Source organism: Bacillus sp. SW14 (genome assembly GCF_047608225.1).
Taxonomy (GTDB): domain Bacteria; phylum Bacillota; class Bacilli; order Bacillales; family Bacillaceae; genus Bacillus; species Bacillus subtilis_G.
This window is the reverse complement of sequence record NZ_JBLKRW010000001.1, coordinates 2,996,773-3,017,039: the sequence shown is the minus strand read 5'-3', so window position 1 is coordinate 3,017,039 and position 20,267 is coordinate 2,996,773. Positions and strand designations below refer to the sequence as shown.

Here is a 20,267-nt window from a genome sequence, read left to right as displayed (position 1 = left end):
TGCATATGATTTGACAAAAGGCAGTGAAAAACCGGAAGATATTCACAACGCAAGTTTATTGAGAAACAGCGGTTTTTTCAATTGGCTTGAATCAAAGAAAACAAGGGGGATCACCATGGCTGAGGAAAAAAAAGCAAACCAACTGCCTGACAGAAGTGAGGTAAAGGCAGAAGACACATGGAGACTAGAGGATATTTTTCCTAATGATGAGGCCTGGAATAAAGAATTTCAAGCTGTAAAAGAATTAATTCCGAATTTATCTAAGTATAAAGGAAAGCTGGCAGATTCAGCCGATCATTTATACGAGGCTCTTACGTTTCAAGATAAAGTGATGGAGCGGCTGGGCAGGCTGTACACATATGCGCATATGCGCTCTGACCAAGATACCGGGAATTCCTTTTATCAGGGGCTGAATGACAAGGCGGGAAACCTGTATACACAGGCCGCAAGCGCAACAGCTTATTTGGTTCCGGAAATTTTATCCATAGAAGAAGACAAACTGCAGCAGTTTATTCTTGAAAAAGAAGAACTGAAATTGTACTCCCATGCGATTGAGGAGATTACAAAGGAACGCCCGCACGTGCTGAGCGAGAAGGAAGAAGCGCTGCTTGCTGAAGCTTCTGATGTACTAGGTTCATCTTCCAATACGTTCAGCGTGTTAAATAATGCCGAGATTACATTTCCGTCCATTAAAGATGAAGAGGGAAATGAAAAGCAGATTACTCACGGCAATTTTATTAATTTCTTAGAAAGTGAAAACCGTGAAGTCCGCAAAAATGCATTTGACGCAGTATATAAAACATACGGACAATATAAAAACACAATGGCCACGACGCTAAGCGGCACTGTGAAAAAGGACAACTTCTACGCGAGAGTGAAGAAGTACAAGTCAGCGCGTGAAGCTGCGCTTTCTAACAACAGTATTCCTGAGGAAGTATACGACAACCTCGTCAAAACGATTGATAAGCACTTGCCGCTCCTGCACCGCTATATCGCGCTGAGAAAGAAAGTGCTTGAGCTTGATGAAGTGCATATCTATGATCTGTATACACCGCTTGTGAAGGATGCGGGGATGAAGGTCACGTACGAGGAAGCAAAAGATTACATGCTGAAAGGTCTGGCGCCTTTAGGAGAAGAATACGCCTCCATTTTAAAAGAAGGGCTGGAAAACCGCTGGGTCGACATTTATGAAAATAAAGGCAAACGCAATGGCGCTTATTCATCTGGATCTTACGGCACGAATCCGTATATTTTGATGAACTGGCATGATAACGTCAATAATCTCTTTACGCTCGTGCACGAGTTCGGCCATTCCGTACACAGCTACTATACGAGAAAGCATCAGCCATATCCATACGGCAATTACAGCATCTTTGTCGCGGAAGTTGCATCTACGACAAACGAAGCGCTTCTTGGCGAATATCTGCTGAACAATTTAGACGATGAAAAACAGCGCTTATATATTCTCAACCATATGCTTGAAGGCTTCAGAGGAACGGTCTTCAGACAAACGATGTTTGCTGAATTTGAACATCTGATCCATACAAAGGCGCAAGAAGGGGAGCCGCTTACCCCTGAGCTTCTGACGAATGTTTATTACGACCTGAATAAAAAGTATTTCGGAGACGGCATGGTGATTGATAAGGAAATCGGCCTTGAATGGTCGCGGATTCCGCACTTCTATTACAATTACTATGTGTATCAGTACGCGACGGGATACAGCGCTGCCCAAGCGTTAAGCAGCCAGATTTTGAAGGAAGGAAAGCCGGCGGTTGACCGTTATATTGACTTCCTGAAAGCGGGAAGCTCACAATACCCGATTGATGTTCTGAAAAAAGCGGGCGTTGATATGACATCTCCAGAGCCAATCGAAGCTGCGTGCAAAATGTTTGAAGAAAAACTTGATGAAATGGAAGAGCTGCTGATGAAAGTCAAGCAGTCTTAAAAAAGAAGCCTGTGCAGAAATATGCACAGGCTTTTTTAAAACCCTTTAAAGGTTTTACGGTGGTTCAGGCGGTAGAGGGTAAACAAAATAGACAGAAACAGCAGAGGAGAGGTAATATAAAGCGGCAGCATCTGCATCATACCTAGTATATTCAAACAGAAAAAAACGGCTATGCACACAATTGAGATAACAGTATACATGATAGCGTTCCTCCTCGTCCTTTTTCCTTAAGGATATGAGTGAATGTACTCCGTTATGTTTTGTGACAAAAATATGAACATTAAGCATAGAGGTTGCCAAAGTTCGACATCTTTTGTTATCATAAGGATGTGAAATTGATCACAAACAAACATTACCCCTTTGTTTGACCGTGAAAAATTTCTCCCATCCCCTTTGTTGTCGTTAAGACATATGAAACCGCGCTTATCCCGGCGCGGTTTCTTTAGTGTCATGAATAGAACGTACGTTTGGTTAAGGGCGCAAAAAAACAGCCTCAAGCATATATACGCCTGCGGCTATTTTTCACATGATTGATATTCATCAGAATAAGTGCTGAGAGACTTCCAAAACATTCCGTGTTTGGCTTCCACTTTGGCAACCTTTTTAGCAAACGCCAATTTTTTCATTTCTTTTTCCACCTCTTCAAGGCTCAGGTCATATACCAGAGCAATTTCCTTCGAGGCAACGAAGCGGAAATATTCAATAAAACATTCCAGAGGCGGTGTTTCCGATGGCTTCGGCTCGTCGCCAAGCATCTCAAATAAGATTTCTTCATATACATTATATGAATAGCTGCCGGGTACTTTAAGTCCTTCGTCCTCATGCTGCGTATTGAAAAACGTCAGTGTCGGATTAACGGAAACATCCATCTCAGCGGCAATTTTCATGTCGCATTGAAGCGCCTTGACCGCGCTTTGAGAATGCAGATCTTTTTTGAATTCTTCAAGATCGAGACTCGTTTTTTCCGCAATTTCCAAAAGCACGTTTTCATTCGTAATATTTCTCTTTGAAACAAACAGACTCTCCTGCATATTTCTGAGAAATTGCATGCCGGCTTTTCTTCCTTGCAGTTCGGCTGCTTTAAAAGCGAGAGCAGCCATATAAGGCGATGAAAGAGGGTGGTCTTGCTCGAGCCAGACATTGCCGTCACACGACATGCCGGAGCGGCTCGCGATCTTTTCCCAAGCCTCTGCAAGAAGATGCTTTTTCCGTTTCTTATTTAACGCGGTAAGGCTTGCTGAAGCGATAATGCGTAAGGTAAAAAAGCGTCCGTATCTGATTTTCAGCTTTTTCATGACGGGCTCTAAGGACCAGCATTCTGGACATAAAGGGTCTACAAACATATAAATTTCAAGCGGCTTTTTTGGATGGCCGTGACAATGGGCGAAGTATTGCTCATGCTGAAAGTTTGTCAAGATGATCGATCCTCCGCTTCCGTTTGATTCACCATATGCCTTGCGGTCAATTCCAGCCGGCCAAACAAAAACTCACGAATATCGCCCTCGAGCCCTACATGGTCCATTGCGTCGTTCATACAGCTGAGCCACGCATCAGCTCTCTCGTTTGTAATTGGAAAGGGAAGATGCCTTGCTCTGAGCATGGGGTGGCCGTGTTCCTCAGTATAAAGCGGAGGACCGCCTAGATACTGAGTCAAAAATTGCTTCTGTTTCCTGGCGGTTTCTGTTAAATCGCTAGGAAAAATCGGCTTCAGCAAAGGATGAGACGCGACACGCTCATAAAAAGTATCAACAAGTTGCGATAGAAGTTCCTCTCCAATCGCTTCATAAGGTGCGTTAAACGATTGTCCCATGTTGACTACTCCTTTAAATATGGCTAATAGGAATCATAAATCCTATTGCAAAAAGTAATTTTATATAGTACATCATTTCATCTATGATTTATTTTAGCAACAAGGCATCATTTCTACAAACAAACTGCCTTTTATGCGTTTGTTAACAAGTTTCGGCTTACAGCCGAGGTTTGTATTTCATATCATATCACATAAAAATCAGGAATGCGTAGGATTTCACTTCGCAAAAAAACCAGAGGGCAAGAGCCGCTCTGGTTACGCGTAATAAGCTGAAGTTATTTTTTTTACATAGTTTTGCGTTTCTTTGAAGGGAGGAATGCCTCCGTATCGGTCAACATTTCCCGGTCCGGCGTTGTAAGCCGCTAATGCCATAGACACATTGCCGCCGTATTTATTCAGCATTTGTTTTAAATATTTCGTTCCGCCCTCCACATTTTGCTGCGGATCCAGTGGATTGGAAACGCCAAGTGAGCTTGCCGTTGACGGCATCAGCTGCATTAAGCCAAGCGCCCCTGCTCCGCTGACAGCTTTTGTATTAAAGCCTGATTCCTGCTTGATGACGGCACGGATTAGTTTTTCATCGACACCATATTTATCAGCGGCTTTTTTAATCGCGCTGTCAATGGAGAAGTCTCCCGAACTGATCTGTTTTGTTTCTTGCTTGTTTGAAGATAATTCTGCAGCAGCTGTTTCTGTGCTCTCTGCCGCTTTTGTGATATAACCCGAATGGCTGTTTGTATATGAGTGAAGCCCATAAGCTGAAAGCAGTGACGGCGCTGTTGAAGAAGCGCTGTTCAGCAGGCTGAGCGGGTTTGACGATGCAGAAGATGCTGGTGATTGCTGATTCGTTAGTCCGTTTGTATATTGGCTGAGCAAAGAGCTGAAGCTTGAGAGCGGGCTTTCCGCATCATTTTGAGTGCCCGTGCTGCGCGCATTAGATATGGACTGTAGTGCTTGAAGCTGAAGTAAAGATGCCCAATTCGTTACGTTCACGATGTCATTCCACCTTATATAGACTTTCGTTTTTCTTCATAAAAACGCAAAATTTTATTTTTGGTTTCGCGCTGAGGAATGCTGTATTGCTGAAGCAGCTTCTCAAAGGCTTGTTGGCCCTCATGCCAGTCTGCCGCCTCAAATTCGATTTCAAAGTCCTCTTTATTTAAATATCGGCTGTGGTCTAAAACTATTAAGCCTTTTTCTGTTTCTTTTTCAGCACGGTTTGTTGCTAAAGATCCAAAGTATTGAATGGCGGCTGTGTTAATCTCAAGCTTGTGCAGCTGGTCCTTTACAGGGCCTTCGGGAACTGAAAAGCCAGCAAGATCTGATATCTCTGAAAGCCGCTGGTGCGTTTCCAGAAGCCCCACATCTGCAGGTTCTTTTAATGTCAGGACATATTCACCGTTTTTTCTGCGGATTCGAAGCGCAGCGTGTTTTTGTTTCAGCGAAAAGCTGTCTGTGTCAAAATAGTGATTGTTTTGGTCTGTAAAATCTTTTTCTGTCAGCTTGAGTGCTGAAGTTATTTTCTTAAATTCATGTTTGGTCAGCATGTTTTTAAATTCTATTTCAATTTCTTGGCTCATATTGTTCTTCCTTTCCGCCCTGTAAATCTTATTTTTACTATTATCTCTTTAGATGTTACGTTTATCAATATTGAGCTTGATATGATAAAATGAATCTGTACTTTTTTGAAAAAGGAGAGCATTATGCAAAACAGAATCGAAATCTTAAACGCAATATTATCGGATGATCAGCTTCGCCTTGCCTGTGAGGCAGAAGGAAATGAAGCGGAACGCAAGCCGTCAGGTCAAATGCTTGTTGATTCTGACCACTTTGCTTTTGTATACATACTTGAATTAGCAGATTCTTTTGAATATGTCATTATAAAGGAACATGTATGGCCGGAACTGAAGCAGGCCCATGCACAAAGAATTCCGGTTGTTTTAGAAGCGGGAGACGAATCAATAGAACTGGCTGGCCTGCACGATGAACTGGAATATCTTTTAGAAAATATTAAAGATAATGTGAACTACGGAGAAGAAATGGAAGATAAAGTGAAACGCGTATTTTTATAGAAACTGGTTCGAATTGGGGGATGTATGATGGATGACAAACAATGGGAGCGTTTTTTAGTGCCGTACCGCCAGGCTGTAGAAGAGTTGAAAGTGAAGCTCAAGGGGGTTCGCACACTATATGAATACGAGGATGTCCATTCGCCGATCGAATTTGTGACTGGACGCGTCAAGCCTGTGGCAAGCATACTTGAAAAAGCGAGAAAGAAAAGCATACCGCTGCATGAAATTGAAACCATGCAGGATATCGCAGGCCTTAGAATCATGTGCCAATTTGTCGATGACATCCAAATCGTAAAAGAGATGCTTTTCGCCAGAAAAGATTTCACCGTTGTGGATCAGAGGGATTATATTGCGGAACATAAAGAGAGCGGATACCGGTCATATCATCTTGTCGTGCTTTATCCCTTACAGACGGTATCCGGAGAAAAGCATGTTCTCGTGGAAATACAGATCCGTACGCTGGCGATGAATTTTTGGGCCACCATTGAGCATTCATTGAACTATAAATACAGCGGAAACATTCCTGAAAAAGTAAAACTAAGGCTTCAGCGTGCTTCTGAAGCGGCTTCCCGGCTTGATGAAGAGATGTCGGAGATCAGGGGTGAAATACAGGAAGCTCAAGCTGCCTTTTCAAGAAAGAAAAAAGGAAGCGAGCAACAATAGTAAAGGGGAAGAAAAGCATGAAATTTGCCGTATCATCAAAAGGAGATCAAGTTTCTGATACGCTGAAAAGCAAAATACAGGCGTATTTATTGGATTTTGATATGGAACTGGATGAAAATGAACCGGAAATCGTCATTTCAGTCGGAGGCGACGGAACGCTTTTGTATGCTTTTCACAGATACAGCGACCGCTTGGACAAAACAGCATTCGTCGGCGTTCACACGGGTCATCTGGGGTTTTATGCCGACTGGGTTCCTCATGAAATTGAAAAGCTTGTTCTTGCGATTGCGAAAACGCCGTATCATACAGTCGAATATCCGCTTCTCGAAGTGATTGTGACCTATCACGAAAACGAGCGGGAAGAAAGATATTTAGCTTTGAATGAATGTACAATTAAAAGCATAGAAGGAAGCCTTGTGGCTGATGTGGAAATCAAGGGGCAGCTCTTTGAAACCTTCCGGGGCGACGGCCTTTGCCTGTCAACGCCATCCGGCAGCACAGCCTACAATAAGGCACTGGGCGGAGCGATTATCCATCCGTCTATCAGAGCGATCCAGCTCGCGGAAATGGCTTCTATTAATAACCGTGTATTCCGGACGGTCGGATCGCCGCTGCTTCTCCCTTCCCATCATGATTGCATGATTAAGCCGAGAAACGAAGTTGACTTTCAAGTGACAATTGACCATTTAACCCTTCTTCATAAGGATGTGAAGTCGATTCGCTGCCAGGTTGCAGCCGAAAATGTGAGGTTTGCGAGGTTCCGTCCGTTTCCATTTTGGAAAAGAGTTCAGGATTCGTTTATCGGAAAAGGTGAATAGAAAGAGGACGTATCGTGGAGCATTTTTTTATCAGAAAGAACATCACTTCCGCTGTAGACGGAATGACTGTAAAGGAATATGCAGGTAAACTGGGAATTTCGAAACGTCTGTTAACCGATATCAAGTTTGGCGGGGGAGACCTGCTGATCAACGGTGAGCATGTAACGGTCAAATACGTTTTGAGAGAGGGAGATCTTCTTGTCGTGAAGTTTCCCGAGGAACAGGTGAGTGAGACGTTATTGCCAGAGCCTGTTCCGCTCGATATCTTGTATGAGGATGAGCATGTGCTTGTGATCAACAAGCAGCCTTATGTATCATCAATCCCCTCGAGAGAGCACCCATCCGGCAGCATTGCGAATGGAATGATCCATCATTATCAAAAAAACGGAGTGCGGGCGACAGTTCATCTTGTCACCCGGCTGGACCGGGATACATCAGGTCTTATGCTTGTTGCCAAGCATCGCTTTGCCCACTCGATTTTATCGTCAGCGCAAAAAAGCGGGCTTGTGAAACGCCGGTACGCGGCAGTGGTCCACGGGCGGATGACACAGGTGGAAGGAACAATCGATGCTCCGATTGGCAGACATCCTGACAGTATTATTGAACGGACCGTGACACCGGACGGCCAGAAGGCTGTTACCCATTTTCATGTCACACACGCAACTGACGAGATCACATCGGTGACATTGCAGCTTGAGACAGGCCGGACCCATCAAATTCGTGTACATATGAGCTACCTCGGGCACCCGCTGTGCGGTGATACACTGTATGGCGGAACGAGACGGGAAATTGGCCGGCAGGCTCTGCACAGCGAGCAGCTTTCGTTTATCCATCCGCTGACACAGGAGAACATGGTGTTTCATGCTGCACTGCCTCAAGATATGAAAGAACTGATAAAAGGAGAGAATCCGTAATTCTCTCCTTTTATATTGGGCGAAATCTTGATTCGTCATAAGGCAGGGAGCTTGGAACAGAGACGGTCTCTAGTTCTGGAAAGCGAAAGCCTGTCAGTTTATTTCCGAATACGCAGCCTGTATCAATGTTGATGGTGCGATTGACTTTCCGGGGCTCTTTCACAGGTGTATGGCCGTATACCACCCAAGCTTTACCGCTATAGGATGCAGCCCAGTCACGTCTGACAGGTCTGCCGTCCGGATACGTTTCACCCGTCACATCGCCGTAAAGCACAAAGTCTTTCACCCTGCGGGTAAATTTTCCGATATCGTCAGCCTTTATGCCAGCATGGGCGACAACTAATTCTCCGTTATGTAAGATGTCGTAAAGCGGCGCCGTTTCGTACAGCTTCATAAACTGTTCGCTGACTGTTTTTCTTTCTTCTGTAGAAAGTTCTTCAAGCTCTGCCGCTGTTGTTTCGAGGCCATGCATCACTTTGACGGGGTTTCCTTTTAAGTAGCGGTACAGCTTATTGCAATGATTTCCCGGAACATAACGTACAGCGCCTTTTTCGTAAGCGCCGGCTACAAAGCGGATGACCTCTATTGATTTCGGTCCTCTATCAGTTAAATCTCCGGCAAAAACAAGCACCCTGCCTTCTTCGTGGACAGGCACTCCATTTTTCATTGTATAGCCAAGCTTTTGGATTAATGCCATCATTTCATCATAGCAGCCATGCATATCGCTAATTATATCGTAAGCCATGCGTGATCCTCCTTGCCGATTGTTTTATTTATTATGGAGCAAAGTGCTGTGAGTCATCACAGGCTTTTATGTGCAAATTATAGAAGAATTATTTTCTAAACAGGAATAAGACCTTTTTACTTTATTTTTTATCATCATCCTTGTTAAAATCGCGTTATGTTTTTTAAAAATGAGGTTTTGTTCTTTAATTGAGAACTGAAATAACCCTGACCTAAAAAGGAGGTTCTGATTATGGCGCATTCATCTGTCGCATCTTTAGTTGTTGTACTTATCGTTGCATTTTTAACACCCATCCTTTTGCACCGCTTTAAACTGACGATCCCGGTTGTTGTTGCAGAAATCATTATGGGACTGATTATCGGAAAAAGCGGTCTTAATTTAGTTGTCGAGGGTGATACATGGCTTGAGACGCTTTCTTTGCTTGGATTTATCTTTTTAATGTTTTTAAGCGGGCTTGAAATTGATTTTTCATCGTTTGAGAAAGGAAAGAAAAAGCAGCTCCTGCCGAACGGCAAAGCGGCGCCTAATACGTTTGCTACGGCGTCCATTATTTTTGCCGGTATATTTATTTTATCATTGCTGCTGTCCTATGGGTTCGTCTTGGCAGGATTTATCGAAAATGCATTTTTAATGACGCTAATTATTTCAACGATTTCGTTAGGTGTTGTCGTTCCAACGTTAAAAGAAGAACGGATTATGAATTCAAATATCGGGCAGATTATTTTGCTTGTTGCCGTGATTGCTGATTTGGTCACGATGATTCTTCTTGCTGTGTTTTCTTCTCTATATGGAGAAGACAGCGGGAACATGTGGCTCTTGATGATCCTGTTTGCAGCCGGAGTGGTGCTTTACTTTTTCGGCCGGGTCTTTAAACATCGCTCATTTGTTGAGTCGATGTCAAAAGGGACGATTCAGATCGGGACGCGTGCCATTTTTACGTTAATTATCGTACTCGTTGCCCTGTCTGAATCACTTGGGGCGGAAAATATTCTCGGCGCTTTCTTAGCGGGGGTTCTCGTTTCCCTTCTTTCGCCAAACAAAGAACTTGTTCAGCAGCTGGATTCATTCGGCTACGGGTTCTTAATTCCGATTTTCTTTGTAATGGTCGGTGTGAAGCTCGATATTTGGACCCTTTTCCAAGATCCGAAAATTTTAATCATGATCCCGCTTCTGCTTTTGGCGCTGTTAGTCAGCAAAATCATTCCTGTCCTGTACTTGAAGAAGTGGTATGATAAACGAACCATTTTGGCGTCAGGTTTCCTGCTGACATCAACGCTCTCGCTCGTGATTGCCGCTGCGACAATCGGACAGCAGCTTCACGTGATCAGCGCAAATATGTCAGGAGCGCTGACGTTAGTAGCCGTCATTGCCAGTATTTTTTCGCCGGTCTTATTTAAAAAATTATACACACGGGAAGAGCAGCCGGAGGAGAAAAAGACAATTACGTTTATCGGCGCAAACCAAATGACATTGCCTGTTACTCTTGAACTGCCGGAAGAGGAGTATGACGTGCGTGTTGTGCATGTCTATCAAGAGAATGCGGAGGAAAAACTGTCAGAATCAGTATTTACCGTTGAAGCCATCTCTGACTATGAACACCAGACGCTTGAATCACTCGGCATTTTTGATGCAGATATCCTGGTTGTCGCGACTGGGAATGAAGACATGAATGCGGACATTGCGTTGCTTGCAAAAGAAAAAGGAACAGAAAGAGTCATTGCCAGCGTGGGATCACCCGAGAATGAAGCAACTTTGAAGGAGCAGGGAATCAACATCTTTTCTATGCTGCTGTCGACAAAAACACTGCTTCGCGCGCTAATAGAAGCGCCTGGTGTCATGAAGCTGCTCACGAACCAAGAGTCTTCTCTGTATCAAATTAATATGGAAAACAGCACGTACGACGGTGTGATTTTACGGGAATTCCCTTTTACAGGAGACGTCATCTTTGTCAGGATTTTTAGAGGTGTGGACAGCATCGTTCCTCATGGGGATACAAGGCTGAAACTGGGAGACCGCTTAATTGTCACCGGGTCTAGGGTGTATGTAATGGAACTTAAGAAAACATTAGAAGGATAAACCTTGACCAAATAGGGATTCGTGTTAATATAGAGGTGCAACAACAATTCAATATGTATTCGTATAACCACTAGGGGTGTCCTTCATAAGGGCTGAGATAAAAGTGTGACTTTTAGACCCTCATAACTTGAACAGGTTCAGACCTGCGTAGGGAAGTGGAGCGGTATTTGTGTTAGTTTACTACGCCAATTCCAAACCACTTTTCCTTGCGGGAAAGTGGTTTTTTTATTTATCAGACAGGGGGAATGACGTGTGAATTTTTCAGAAGAATGCCGCAATGCAGCCGCAGAATGGTGGGAAGGGAGCTTTGTTCATCCTTTCGTTCAGGGAATCGGTGACGGAACGCTTCCGATTGACCGTTTTAAATATTACGTTCTTCAGGATTCTTATTATTTAACGCATTTTGCTAAAGTGCAATCGTTCGGCGCCGCTTATGCGAAGGACCTTTATACAACGGGACGGATGGCAAGCCACGCCCAAGGTACATATGAGGCGGAAATGGCGCTTCACCGCGAGTTTGCGGAGCTGTTGGAGATTAGTGAGGAAGAGCGTAAGGCGTTTAAGCCGTCTCCTACAGCGTACTCTTATACATCCCATATGTACCGTTCGGTTTTGAGCGGGAATTTTGCTGAGATCTTAGCGGCCCTGCTGCCATGCTACTGGCTGTATTACGAGGTTGGCGAGAAATTGCTGACATGTGATCCGGGGCATCCGATTTATCAGAAGTGGATCAGCACATACGGCGGTGACTGGTTCAGACAGCAGGTCGAAGAGCAAATCAACCGCTTTGATGAGCTGGCGGAAAACAGCACGGTGGAAGTGCGTGCCAAGATGAAAGAGAATTTTGTTATTTCAAGCTTCTATGAGTATCAATTTTGGGGAATGGCCATTCGAAAAGAAGGCTGGTCCGACCGCGGCATAAAAGAGGTGGAGGAATTTGGAGCTTCACGCCATAACTGATGACTGCAAGCCGGTTGAAACGTTAGCGAGAGTCATCATAGCGATTCAGAATGAAGTTGATTACATTCACATTCGAGAACGGTCTAAATCGGCGGCTGACATTTTGAAACTGCTTGAACTTGTTTCTGAAGGCGGGGGAGATAAACGAAAATTGGTCATGAATGGGCGAGTGGATATTGCACTTTTTTCATCTATTCATCGCGTGCAGCTGCCGAGCAATAGCTTTTCGCCGAAGCAGGTCAGAGCCAGATTTCCTCACCTTCATATCGGGCGGTCGGTGCATTCACTGGAGGAAGCCGTTCAAGCAGAAAAGGAAGGCGCGGACTACGTGTTGTTCGGCCATGTGTTTGAAACGGATTGCAAAAAGGGTCTTGAAGGCAGAGGTATGTCCTTGCTGTCAGAAATCAAACAGCGGATGTCCATCCCGATTATGGCCATCGGTGGCATGACACCGGACAGATTAAGAGACGTAAAACAAGCGGGAGCAGACGGCATCGCTGTCATGTCAGGAATTTTCTCTTCCGCTGACCCTTTGGAAGCTGCCAGACGATATTCCCGTAAGCTAAAGGAGATGCGCTATGAAAAGGCATTATGATGCAGTAGTCATTGGAGGCGGGATTATTGGTTCCGCGATTGCTTATCATTTAGCAAAGGAAAACAAAACAATCGCATTGTTTGAAAGCGGGACAATGGGCAGCAGAACAACAAGTGCCGCCGCCGGAATGCTGGGCGCCCATGCCGAGTGCGAGCAACGTGACGCGTTTTTTGACTTCGCCATGCACAGTCAGCGTCTGTACAAAGGTCTTGGAGAAGAGCTTTACCCATTATCCGGTATTGATATCAGGCAGCATTACGGCGGTATGTTTAAGCTGGCGTTTTCTGAAGAAGACGTGCTGCGGCTGAGGAAGATGGATGATTTGGAATCAGTCAGCTGGCATACAAAAGAAGAAGTTTTAGAAAAAGAGCCGTATACGTCCGGTGGCATTTTCGGGGCATCCTTTATTCAGGATGATGTGCATGTTGAGCCTTATTTCGTTTGCAAGGCATATGCGAAAGCAGCGAAAGCGCTTGGCGCGGAGATTTTTGAGCATACTCCCGTCATGCATGTCGAACGTGACGGTGAAGCGCTGTCCATCGAGACACCGAATGGTAACGTATCGGCGGATTATGTCACGGTTGCCAGCGGGGTGTGGAGCGGCATGTTTTTTAAACAGCTCGGGCTGAATAACTCATTTTTCCCTGTAAAAGGGGAATGCCTGTCTGTTTGGAATGATGATATCCCGCTGACAAAAACACTTTACCATGACCATTGCTATATCGTGCCGAGAAAAAGCGGCAGACTGGTTGTCGGCGCCACAATGAAGCCGGGTGACTGGAGTGAAACACCGGATCTTGGCGGACTGGAGTCGGTTATGAAAAAAGCAAAAACGATGCTGCCGGCCATTCAAAATATGAAGGTGGATCGTTTTTGGGCAGGACTGCGGCCGGGAACAAAGGATGGGAAACCGTACATCGGCAGACACCCTGAGGACAGCCGTATTTTATTTGCGGCGGGCCATTTTAGAAATGGGATTCTGCTTGCTCCGGCAACGGGCGCTTTGATCAGTGATCTCATCATGAATAAAGAGGTCAATCAGGACTGGCTGCACGCATTCCGAATTGATCGCAAGGAGGCGGTTCAGATATGATGCTACAGCTGAACGGTAAAGACGTGAAGTGGGAAAAAGACACAGGTACAATTCAAGATCTGCTGGCGTCCTATCAGCTTGAAAATAAAATCGTTATCGTTGAAAGAAATAAAGAAATTATCGGCAAAGAACACTATCACGAGGTTGAGCTTTGTGATTGCGATGTCATTGAAATTGTCCATTTTGTAGGAGGCGGATGAGCATGTTAACTATTGGCGGGAAATCATTTCAATCAAGATTGCTGCTGGGTACGGGGAAATACCCATCGTTTGACATCCAAAAGGAAGCGGTGGCTGTTTCCGAGTCTGATATTTTAACATTTGCTGTGCGGAGAATGAACATTTTTGAAGCGTCTCAGCCTAATTTTTTGGAACAGCTTGATTTATCTAAATACACGCTTCTGCCGAATACAGCGGGCGCCGGGACCGCTGAAGAAGCGGTTCGGATTGCAAGGCTGGCGAAAGCGTCAGGGCTTTGTGACATGATTAAAGTCGAAGTCATCGGATGCAGCCGTTCCTTGCTGCCTGATCCTGTTGAAACATTAAAGGCGTCCGAACAGCTTCTTGAAGAAGGATTTATCGTGCTCCCTTACACGTCGGATGATGTTGTGCTGGCGAGAAAACTGGAGGAGCTTGGCGTTCATGCCATCATGCCGGGTGCCTCCCCGATTGGATCAGGACAAGGAATCTTAAACCCGTTGAATCTGTCATTTATTATTGAACAGGCGAAGGTGCCTGTCATCGTGGACGCCGGAATCGGATCGCCTAAAGACGCGGCATACGCAATGGAGCTTGGAGCTGACGGCGTACTCCTCAATACGGCTGTATCAGGCGCGAATGATCCTGTGAAAATGGCTCATGCCATGAAGCTCGCGGTGGAAGCAGGACGCCTTTCTTATGAGGCGGGACGTATTCCGCGGAAGCAGTACGGAACGGCAAGCAGTCCGGGAGAAGGTCTTCCTGTATGACGGACAGGTACTCCAGACAGGAGCTGTTTGCTCCGATCGGCCCAGCCGGCCAGAAGAAATTGAAAGAAGCGCGCGCCGTGATTATCGGTGCCGGCGCGCTCGGAACAGCCAGTGCAGAAATGCTGGTCAGAGCGGGTGTCGGCTCTGTGAAGATTGCCGACAGAGATTACGTTGAATGGAGCAACCTGCAGCGCCAGCAGCTGTATACAGAAGATGATGTCAAAAAAGAAATGCCGAAAGCGGCCGCTGCTGAGCATCGTCTTCGTTCGATTAACAGCGATGTGGATGTGACGGGCTTTGTGTTGGATGTGACAGCGGAAAATATCTTCGAGCTGATTAAGGGCGCTTCGATCATTGTGGATGCGGCTGATAATTTCGAAACCCGCCTGATCGTAAATGATGCTGCGGTCAAAGAAGGGATTCCTTTTCTTTACGGTGCCTGTGTAGGGAGCTACGGCCTCACCTTTACTGTAGTGCCGGGATCGACCCCCTGCCTGCATTGCTTACTCGATACACTTCCGATTGGCGGAGCGACATGTGACACAGCCGGCATTATCAGTCCGGCTGTATTGCAGGTAGCGGTCTTTCAGGTGACAGACGCCCTGAAGCTGCTGACGGGAGAGAATTGCGAGCCAGTGCTGCGCTCCTTTGACCTATGGAAAAATGAGCGGTCAGAGGTGAAAGCGGCGGGTCTCAAACAGAACGCATGCCCAAGCTGCGGCACAAAGGATTTTCCGTTTTTGTCTTATGAAAATCAAACAAAAGCGGCTGTATTGTGCGGCAGGAATACCGTGCAAATCAGATCATCCTTTACAAAAGAAACGGATCTTGAAGTGCTGGCGGGTCAACTGAAGCAAGCCGGGCTTGATGTAGCCGCGAACCCGTATTTGATTTCCTGCCGTTCGGCTGATATGAAAATGGTGCTGTTCCGGGACGGCAGAGCATTGATCCATGGAACGAATGATATTGCCCGGGCAAAATCCATTTATCATAAATGGATCGGGTAATCAAAGGAGTGTAGTGTAATGAGTATATATAAAGCATTGACAATCGCCGGCTCTGATTCAGGCGGCGGCGCAGGGATACAGGCAGATATTAAAACCTTTCAAGAGCTCGATGTGTTCGGAATGTCTGCGCTTACGGCGGTAACCGCTCAAAATACGCTGGGCGTCCATGGGGTGTATCCGCTGTCTGTAGAGGCGCTGAGACAGCAAATTGACGCTGTTGCCGAGGATTTGAGACCGGACGCCATAAAAACGGGAATGCTCTGGAATTCTGAAATGATTGAAGAAGTGTCGAGAAAAATTGACGAGTACGAGTTTAACCGTGTGATTGTTGATCCGGTTATGATCGCAAAGGGCGGTGCATCCTTGCTGCGTGATGAATCAGTTGCCGCCTTAAAAGAGCTGCTTATTCCGAGAAGCTACACGATTACGCCGAATGTGCCGGAAGCAGAAACGCTGACCGGAATGACAATCCGCTCGCTGGATGACCGAAAAAAAGCAGCGGAGCAGCTCGTAAAGATGGGTGCGCAGCATGTGATTATCAAAGGCGGACACCAGCCTGAAGACAATCACATTACTGATCTTCTTTTCGATGGGAGCATGTTTATGCAAATCAGCCATCCCTATATCGACACGAAACATACGCATGGCACAGGATGCACCTTTGCAGCGGCATTAACAGCTCAAACCGCTAAAGGTGACAGTATCCATCAGGCATTCGAGATAGCGGCCAACTTTGTCCGCGAAGCGGTGGAAAATACGCTTGGCATCGGATCGGGCCACGGGCCGACAAACCATTTCGCATTTAAACGAAACAGCTTAAAAACAAGCCGATGAGACCACCAGCTGATGGTGGTCTCTTTCACGTTTATCGGTGTCTGCGCTTTTCATCTGGACAAGGTTATGATATGATATCAATTAAGATCAGGTACTAATACTATGTCTTTATTAAATATAGGAGGCTTTATACATATGAATTTTTCACTTGAAGGCCGCAACATTGTCGTGATGGGGGTTGCCAACAAACGCAGTATCGCATGGGGAATTGCGCGCTCCTTACATGAAGCGGGGGCACGTTTGATTTTCACCTACGCAGGAGAACGTCTGGAGAAATCGGTTCAAGAGCTTGCCGGAACGTTAGAACGCAATGATTCCATTATTCTTCCGTGCGACGTCACCAACGACGCGGAGATTGAAACTTGCTTCGCAAGCATCAAGGAGCAGGTCGGTGTGATCCACGGTATCGCGCATTGTATCGCGTTTGCCAACAAAGAAGAGCTTGTCGGCGAATACTTAAACACAAATCGTGACGGTTTCCTTTTGGCTCATAACATCAGCTCATACTCTCTGACAGCTGTTGTCAAAGCGGCACGTCCGATCATGACTGAAGGCGGAAGCATTGTCACTTTGACTTACCTTGGCGGAGAGCTTGTGATGCCAAACTACAATGTCATGGGTGTAGCGAAAGCTTCTCTTGATGCAAGTGTGAAATACTTAGCTTCCGACTTAGGAAAAGAAAATATCCGCGTGAACAGCATTTCTGCAGGTCCGATCAGAACATTATCTGCTAAAGGCATCAGCGATTTCAATTCTATCTTAAAAGACATCGAAGAGCGTGCGCCGCTTCGCCGCACGACAACACCTGAAGAAGTGGGCGATACAGCTGCGTTCTTATTCAGCGATATGTCCCGAGGCATTACAGGTGAAAATCTTCACGTTGATTCAGGTTTCCATATCACTGCCCGCTAAGCAGGACCTATGTCAAGCAATCCCGAACAGGGATTGCTTCAGCGTGTCGACAAACCCTCGCATTCGTTGTCAGTCCTGCGCGTTGGTGCTCACGAATGATAACATTCGCTCCGCTCCAATGCTCGTCCTTCCTAGACTTCAAGGGTTTTCAATCACGCTGAAAAGATGACAAAATCCTAAAACGAAAACCGTTTTAGGACTTTGTCTACAATCTGAAGCAATCCCGAACAGGGATTGCTTTTTTATTTCTTCTGATTTTCAGCTTTCTGTCATATAGATAGAACATGACACAATCGGAGGGATGAAGATGTCTAATAAGAAAAGAAACGCGGATAAAAAACCGCTCATGTATATTGTTCAGCCGGATTATGCAGAAACAACAAGGTCATCCATGCAGGAGATTGTTATTAAAAAAAAGACCAACAAACCCGCTCCGCCTAAAGCAGAAGAACAGCCGGACTATCATGAGAAACAGCAGGAGGAAGCCGTGGCAATAGATGTCCAGCAAGCAGACGATAAGCCTGCCGCTGAGCCAGTGAGCCAGCAAATACAAGAGGTGAGAGAGCCAGAGAATACAAAGAAGCAGCAGGAACAGGAAGCAGAGCTGCAAGCCGTTGAAGAAACCGTCGAAGAAACCATCGAACACGAGCCTCCGAAAGCGGAAAAAAAGGAAGAGCCTGCACTTAAGGCGCATAAACCTGAAAAAGAACCGGAAGCTGTCCATAATGCCGCTAAAGCGGAGGAAAAAGCACCGCCGGCAAGAAAAGTGAAAAAACCGATGAGCAAGATGACGATCCACGAAAAAATTGATTTTTTAACAAAGCTGCCCCATAACATGCCGAGAGCGCTTTGTTTGATTGAAGCCAATGGAAGAACGTACAGAGGCGTGATTGTCGGCAGAAGAAACGATTCCGTCCTGCTCCGCACGACCGGAAACGGCGCGCCGACTGAACTGGCGATTGATGAAATCACTTCCTTACACCCGCTCGGTTTTTAATGGAAATGAAAAAGCTGCCCGGCAGATGTTCCCGGCAGCTTATTTTCATAGAGAAAAGCCTGCAGGCCTGCAAGCTTTTCCGCCTTATCATTAATGATGATGATGCGTGCGATTGATTAACCGAGGATTTAAGCAGTTGATTGCGCAGAAGCAGTCTAAGTCCACTTCAATGCAGTAGTTCGTTTTTTCCAATCGAAACGCTTCACAAACCGTATCTTTATCGGTGAAGTCCAAAATGTGCTTGTGTTCGTCAAATGCGATTAATAATGACAGTGTCGCACAGCTGCCATGAACTTTTTCCACTCTGAAAAATACAGTATTAAAGCAAGGTCCGTTTTCCAGTTCGCCAACATTGCCGAAAGCGACCAGAGGATTTGATTTTGATGTAAACAGCACGAAAGGCACTGTATCGCCTAGCGAATGAGTTGGTGACAAAAGCTTTGAATGGCAGCTAGTCGGGCAGTCCTCTTCAACAGCGTTTTGCAGATCTTCAATATTTTCTACAGCTTCACGCACGCAGCTTGATGTTTTCTGGCTCATATTATTATCCCTCCTGCCTTATAAATTTCTTGAGACTGGCGAAATGATGGAGAGTCAGCTGCCTCACGCCGGAGGCAGCTGAATAATTTGCACCTGTAATAGAGTTTGGAAGGGGATTCCTCTTTACAAGTGTTTATCCATTGTGATGATGCTTTTTATCTCTGTTAGGGGATGTTCTGTCAACCAGCTCTGGCGACAGGCACTGAATGGCGCAGAAGCATCCGAGATCCACTTCAATGCAAAAATCTGTTTTTTCAAGCCCGAAGAAATCCGGGTCGCAAGGGTGGCAAACGCTTAAGGTATCGCCTTTGACATCCACCGGGCGTAAAATAGACAGTGTTGCGCAGCAATCGCATAATTTTTCAACGCGGAAGAAAATGGACTCAAAGCATTGCATATCATCCACAAATCCCCCCACGTTTCCGAATGTGGAGAACAATCCGCCTTTTTTATCAAACAAGAGAAACGGAATTGTGTCTTTACCTGCAATCGTCGGATTCAAAAGGTTTGTATAGCAGCCAGTAGGACACTGTTCCTCAACTGCCTCCTGCTCTGCTAAAATCTTTTCCACTGCATCGCATACACAGTTCTCATGCCGGCCATGGGTTTTTCCGCAGCTCATTGATTTCAGCTCCTTCTTTATAGGGTATTTGACTTTAGTCCTTAACAACATATGTACTGGTGCCCCACTTGGTGTGGGTGAACGTCTATATATTCATCATATGCTTGGAAAATAAGAAAAAGCAGAGCGTTTTTAGCTCTGCTTTTAGGTCCTAGAGGACAAGCGTAATAACAAGGATAGCTACGAGCGTGTTTGTTGCTGTAGAGATAAGTGTTGCGATATCGGCATCTACTGTTGAGACATTTACGCCGCGGGAGCATTCGATAAGAAGTTTTTGGCGGTTTACTTGTTTATTAGCTGTAAGCTGTAATAAATCTTGTGCGACTAATTCGGCAATTACTCCATCTGCAATTGATGTGAGAGTAGCTGTAACAACAGCAGCATTAAGCGCTGTGACAACTGATGTAACCGCTTGAACGTCTGTAGATGTTACGTTGATGTCACAAGAATCTCTAATAATAATTGTTTCATCGGAGACTTGTTTGTTGAGATTTGCCTGAGCTAGATCTTGGTCAATGAAGGCGTTGTCTCCGCCAAACCCATTGCCGTTGCAGCAAATATCGCAATTGCATTTTCTTTCGTCTTTTTCTTTTTCTTTATCGTCTAACGGATGGTCACAGTCAGGATCGAGTGCAACCCAAGAATATGGTCTGCTTTCCATATCTATTCCTCCTTTTCTTTTACTGTTATTAGATGA

At 45.5% G+C, this 20,267-nt stretch carries 24 protein-coding genes and 1 riboswitch; of the genes, 15 read left to right on the top strand and 9 right to left on the bottom strand.

Annotation, left to right across the window (positions count from 1 at the left end; all coding sequences use genetic code 11):
- Nucleotides 1-115: 115 nt before the first annotated feature.
- Nucleotides 116-1,945: an oligoendopeptidase F gene (gene pepF / locus ACMX2I_RS15625; RefSeq protein ID WP_176365309.1), complete on the top strand. Its 1,830-nt coding sequence runs from the start codon at nt 116-118 to the stop codon at nt 1,943-1,945.
- A gap of 35 nt (nt 1,946-1,980) precedes the next feature.
- Here pepF and ACMX2I_RS15620 read toward each other — a convergent pair whose 3' ends face one another.
- From ACMX2I_RS15620 to ACMX2I_RS15600, 5 genes are all read right to left on the bottom strand, one after another.
- Nucleotides 1,981-2,148: a hypothetical protein gene (locus tag ACMX2I_RS15620; protein ID WP_148964295.1), complete on the bottom strand. Its 168-nt coding sequence runs from the start codon at nt 2,146-2,148 to the stop codon at nt 1,981-1,983.
- A gap of 312 nt (nt 2,149-2,460) precedes the next feature.
- A complete protein-coding gene (gene spxH, locus ACMX2I_RS15615) occupies nt 2,461-3,360 on the bottom strand; it encodes a protease adaptor protein SpxH (protein ID WP_414957413.1) in 900 nt (299 codons plus the stop codon).
- Nucleotides 3,357-3,755, bottom strand: a complete 399-nt coding sequence (locus tag ACMX2I_RS15610; protein ID WP_003239269.1) for a thiol management oxidoreductase component — start codon at nt 3,753-3,755, stop codon at nt 3,357-3,359. Before ACMX2I_RS15610 ends, spxH begins: the two co-directional genes overlap by 4 nt.
- Nucleotides 3,756-4,010: 255 nt before the next feature.
- Nucleotides 4,011-4,748: a lytic transglycosylase domain-containing protein gene (locus tag ACMX2I_RS15605; RefSeq protein WP_252400982.1), complete on the bottom strand. Its 738-nt coding sequence runs from the start codon at nt 4,746-4,748 to the stop codon at nt 4,011-4,013.
- Between the two features lie 14 nt (nt 4,749-4,762).
- Nucleotides 4,763-5,335: a CYTH domain-containing protein gene (locus ACMX2I_RS15600; RefSeq protein ID WP_414957412.1), complete on the bottom strand. Its 573-nt coding sequence runs from the start codon at nt 5,333-5,335 to the stop codon at nt 4,763-4,765.
- Between the two features lie 123 nt (nt 5,336-5,458).
- On the opposite strand from ACMX2I_RS15600, the gene ACMX2I_RS15595 reads away from it, so the two are divergent.
- From ACMX2I_RS15595 to ACMX2I_RS15580, 4 genes are read left to right on the top strand one after another with little or no spacing between them, the layout of a single operon-like run.
- Entirely contained in the window at nt 5,459-5,827 is a 369-nt protein-coding gene (locus ACMX2I_RS15595; RefSeq protein WP_394714615.1) for a hypothetical protein, read from the top strand.
- A gap of 27 nt (nt 5,828-5,854) precedes the next feature.
- Nucleotides 5,855-6,490, top strand: coding sequence for a GTP diphosphokinase (gene yjbM, locus ACMX2I_RS15590; protein ID WP_087993424.1), 636 nt, complete (start codon nt 5,855-5,857; stop codon nt 6,488-6,490).
- 17 nt (nt 6,491-6,507) lie between these two features.
- Nucleotides 6,508-7,308 (top strand): NAD kinase, encoded by an 801-nt coding sequence (locus ACMX2I_RS15585; protein ID WP_333516275.1) that lies wholly within the window; start codon nt 6,508-6,510, stop codon nt 7,306-7,308.
- 14 nt (nt 7,309-7,322) lie between these two features.
- A complete protein-coding gene (locus ACMX2I_RS15580) occupies nt 7,323-8,222 on the top strand; it encodes an RluA family pseudouridine synthase (protein ID WP_414957411.1) in 900 nt (299 codons plus the stop codon).
- Nucleotides 8,223-8,232: 10 nt separating this feature from the next.
- Here the strand turns inward: ACMX2I_RS15580 and prpE are convergent, their stop codons facing one another.
- A complete protein-coding gene (gene prpE / locus ACMX2I_RS15575; protein ID WP_367387318.1) occupies nt 8,233-8,967 on the bottom strand; it encodes a bis(5'-nucleosyl)-tetraphosphatase PrpE in 735 nt (244 codons plus the stop codon).
- A 231-nt stretch (nt 8,968-9,198) separates the two neighbouring features.
- On the opposite strand from prpE, the gene ACMX2I_RS15570 reads away from it, so the two are divergent.
- From ACMX2I_RS15570 to cotO, 10 genes are all read left to right on the top strand, one after another.
- Nucleotides 9,199-11,043, top strand: a complete 1,845-nt coding sequence (locus ACMX2I_RS15570; protein WP_414957410.1) for a monovalent cation:proton antiporter family protein — start codon at nt 9,199-9,201, stop codon at nt 11,041-11,043.
- Between the two features lie 62 nt (nt 11,044-11,105).
- Nucleotides 11,106-11,214, top strand: a riboswitch (TPP riboswitch).
- Nucleotides 11,215-11,295: 81 nt separating this feature from the next.
- Nucleotides 11,296-12,003: a thiaminase II gene (gene tenA, locus ACMX2I_RS15565; protein ID WP_414957409.1), complete on the top strand. Its 708-nt coding sequence runs from the start codon at nt 11,296-11,298 to the stop codon at nt 12,001-12,003.
- Nucleotides 11,981-12,598: a thiazole tautomerase TenI gene (gene tenI, locus ACMX2I_RS15560; RefSeq protein ID WP_414957408.1), complete on the top strand. Its 618-nt coding sequence runs from the start codon at nt 11,981-11,983 to the stop codon at nt 12,596-12,598. Before tenA ends, tenI begins: the two co-directional genes overlap by 23 nt.
- Complete coding sequence (thiO, locus tag ACMX2I_RS15555) at nt 12,582-13,691, top strand: glycine oxidase ThiO (RefSeq protein WP_414957407.1); 1,110 nt, start codon at nt 12,582-12,584, stop codon at nt 13,689-13,691. The genes tenI and thiO overlap by 17 nt, the downstream gene beginning before the upstream one ends.
- A complete protein-coding gene (gene thiS / locus ACMX2I_RS15550; RefSeq protein ID WP_414958343.1) occupies nt 13,691-13,891 on the top strand; it encodes a sulfur carrier protein ThiS in 201 nt (66 codons plus the stop codon). The genes thiO and thiS overlap by 1 nt, the downstream gene beginning before the upstream one ends.
- Nucleotides 13,888-14,658, top strand: a complete 771-nt coding sequence (gene thiG, locus ACMX2I_RS15545) for a thiazole synthase (protein ID WP_087993418.1) — start codon at nt 13,888-13,890, stop codon at nt 14,656-14,658. The genes thiS and thiG overlap by 4 nt, the downstream gene beginning before the upstream one ends.
- The gene (gene thiF / locus ACMX2I_RS15540; protein ID WP_414957406.1) at nt 14,655-15,665 is read left to right on the top strand and encodes a thiazole biosynthesis adenylyltransferase ThiF; all 1,011 of its coding nucleotides are present in this window, start codon (nt 14,655-14,657) and stop codon (nt 15,663-15,665) included. Before thiG ends, thiF begins: the two co-directional genes overlap by 4 nt.
- 18 nt (nt 15,666-15,683) lie before the next feature.
- A complete protein-coding gene (thiD, locus tag ACMX2I_RS15535; protein WP_414957405.1) occupies nt 15,684-16,499 on the top strand; it encodes a bifunctional hydroxymethylpyrimidine kinase/phosphomethylpyrimidine kinase in 816 nt (271 codons plus the stop codon).
- 135 nt (nt 16,500-16,634) lie between these two features.
- Entirely contained in the window at nt 16,635-17,411 is a 777-nt protein-coding gene (fabI, locus tag ACMX2I_RS15530; protein WP_289346907.1) for an enoyl-ACP reductase FabI, read from the top strand.
- Nucleotides 17,412-17,712: 301 nt separating this feature from the next.
- Entirely contained in the window at nt 17,713-18,408 is a 696-nt protein-coding gene (gene cotO, locus ACMX2I_RS15525) for a spore coat protein CotO (protein WP_202328441.1), read from the top strand.
- A 90-nt stretch (nt 18,409-18,498) separates the two neighbouring features.
- Here cotO and cotZ read toward each other — a convergent pair whose 3' ends face one another.
- From cotZ to cotX, 3 genes are all read right to left on the bottom strand, one after another.
- Nucleotides 18,499-18,948: a spore coat protein CotZ gene (gene cotZ, locus ACMX2I_RS15520; RefSeq protein ID WP_087993413.1), complete on the bottom strand. Its 450-nt coding sequence runs from the start codon at nt 18,946-18,948 to the stop codon at nt 18,499-18,501.
- A 133-nt stretch (nt 18,949-19,081) separates the two neighbouring features.
- A complete protein-coding gene (gene cotY / locus ACMX2I_RS15515) occupies nt 19,082-19,570 on the bottom strand; it encodes a spore coat protein CotY (RefSeq protein WP_010329406.1) in 489 nt (162 codons plus the stop codon).
- Nucleotides 19,571-19,721: 151 nt separating this feature from the next.
- The gene (gene cotX, locus ACMX2I_RS15510; protein ID WP_148964309.1) at nt 19,722-20,231 is read right to left on the bottom strand and encodes a spore coat protein CotX; all 510 of its coding nucleotides are present in this window, start codon (nt 20,229-20,231) and stop codon (nt 19,722-19,724) included.
- Nucleotides 20,232-20,267: the final 36 nt, after the last annotated feature.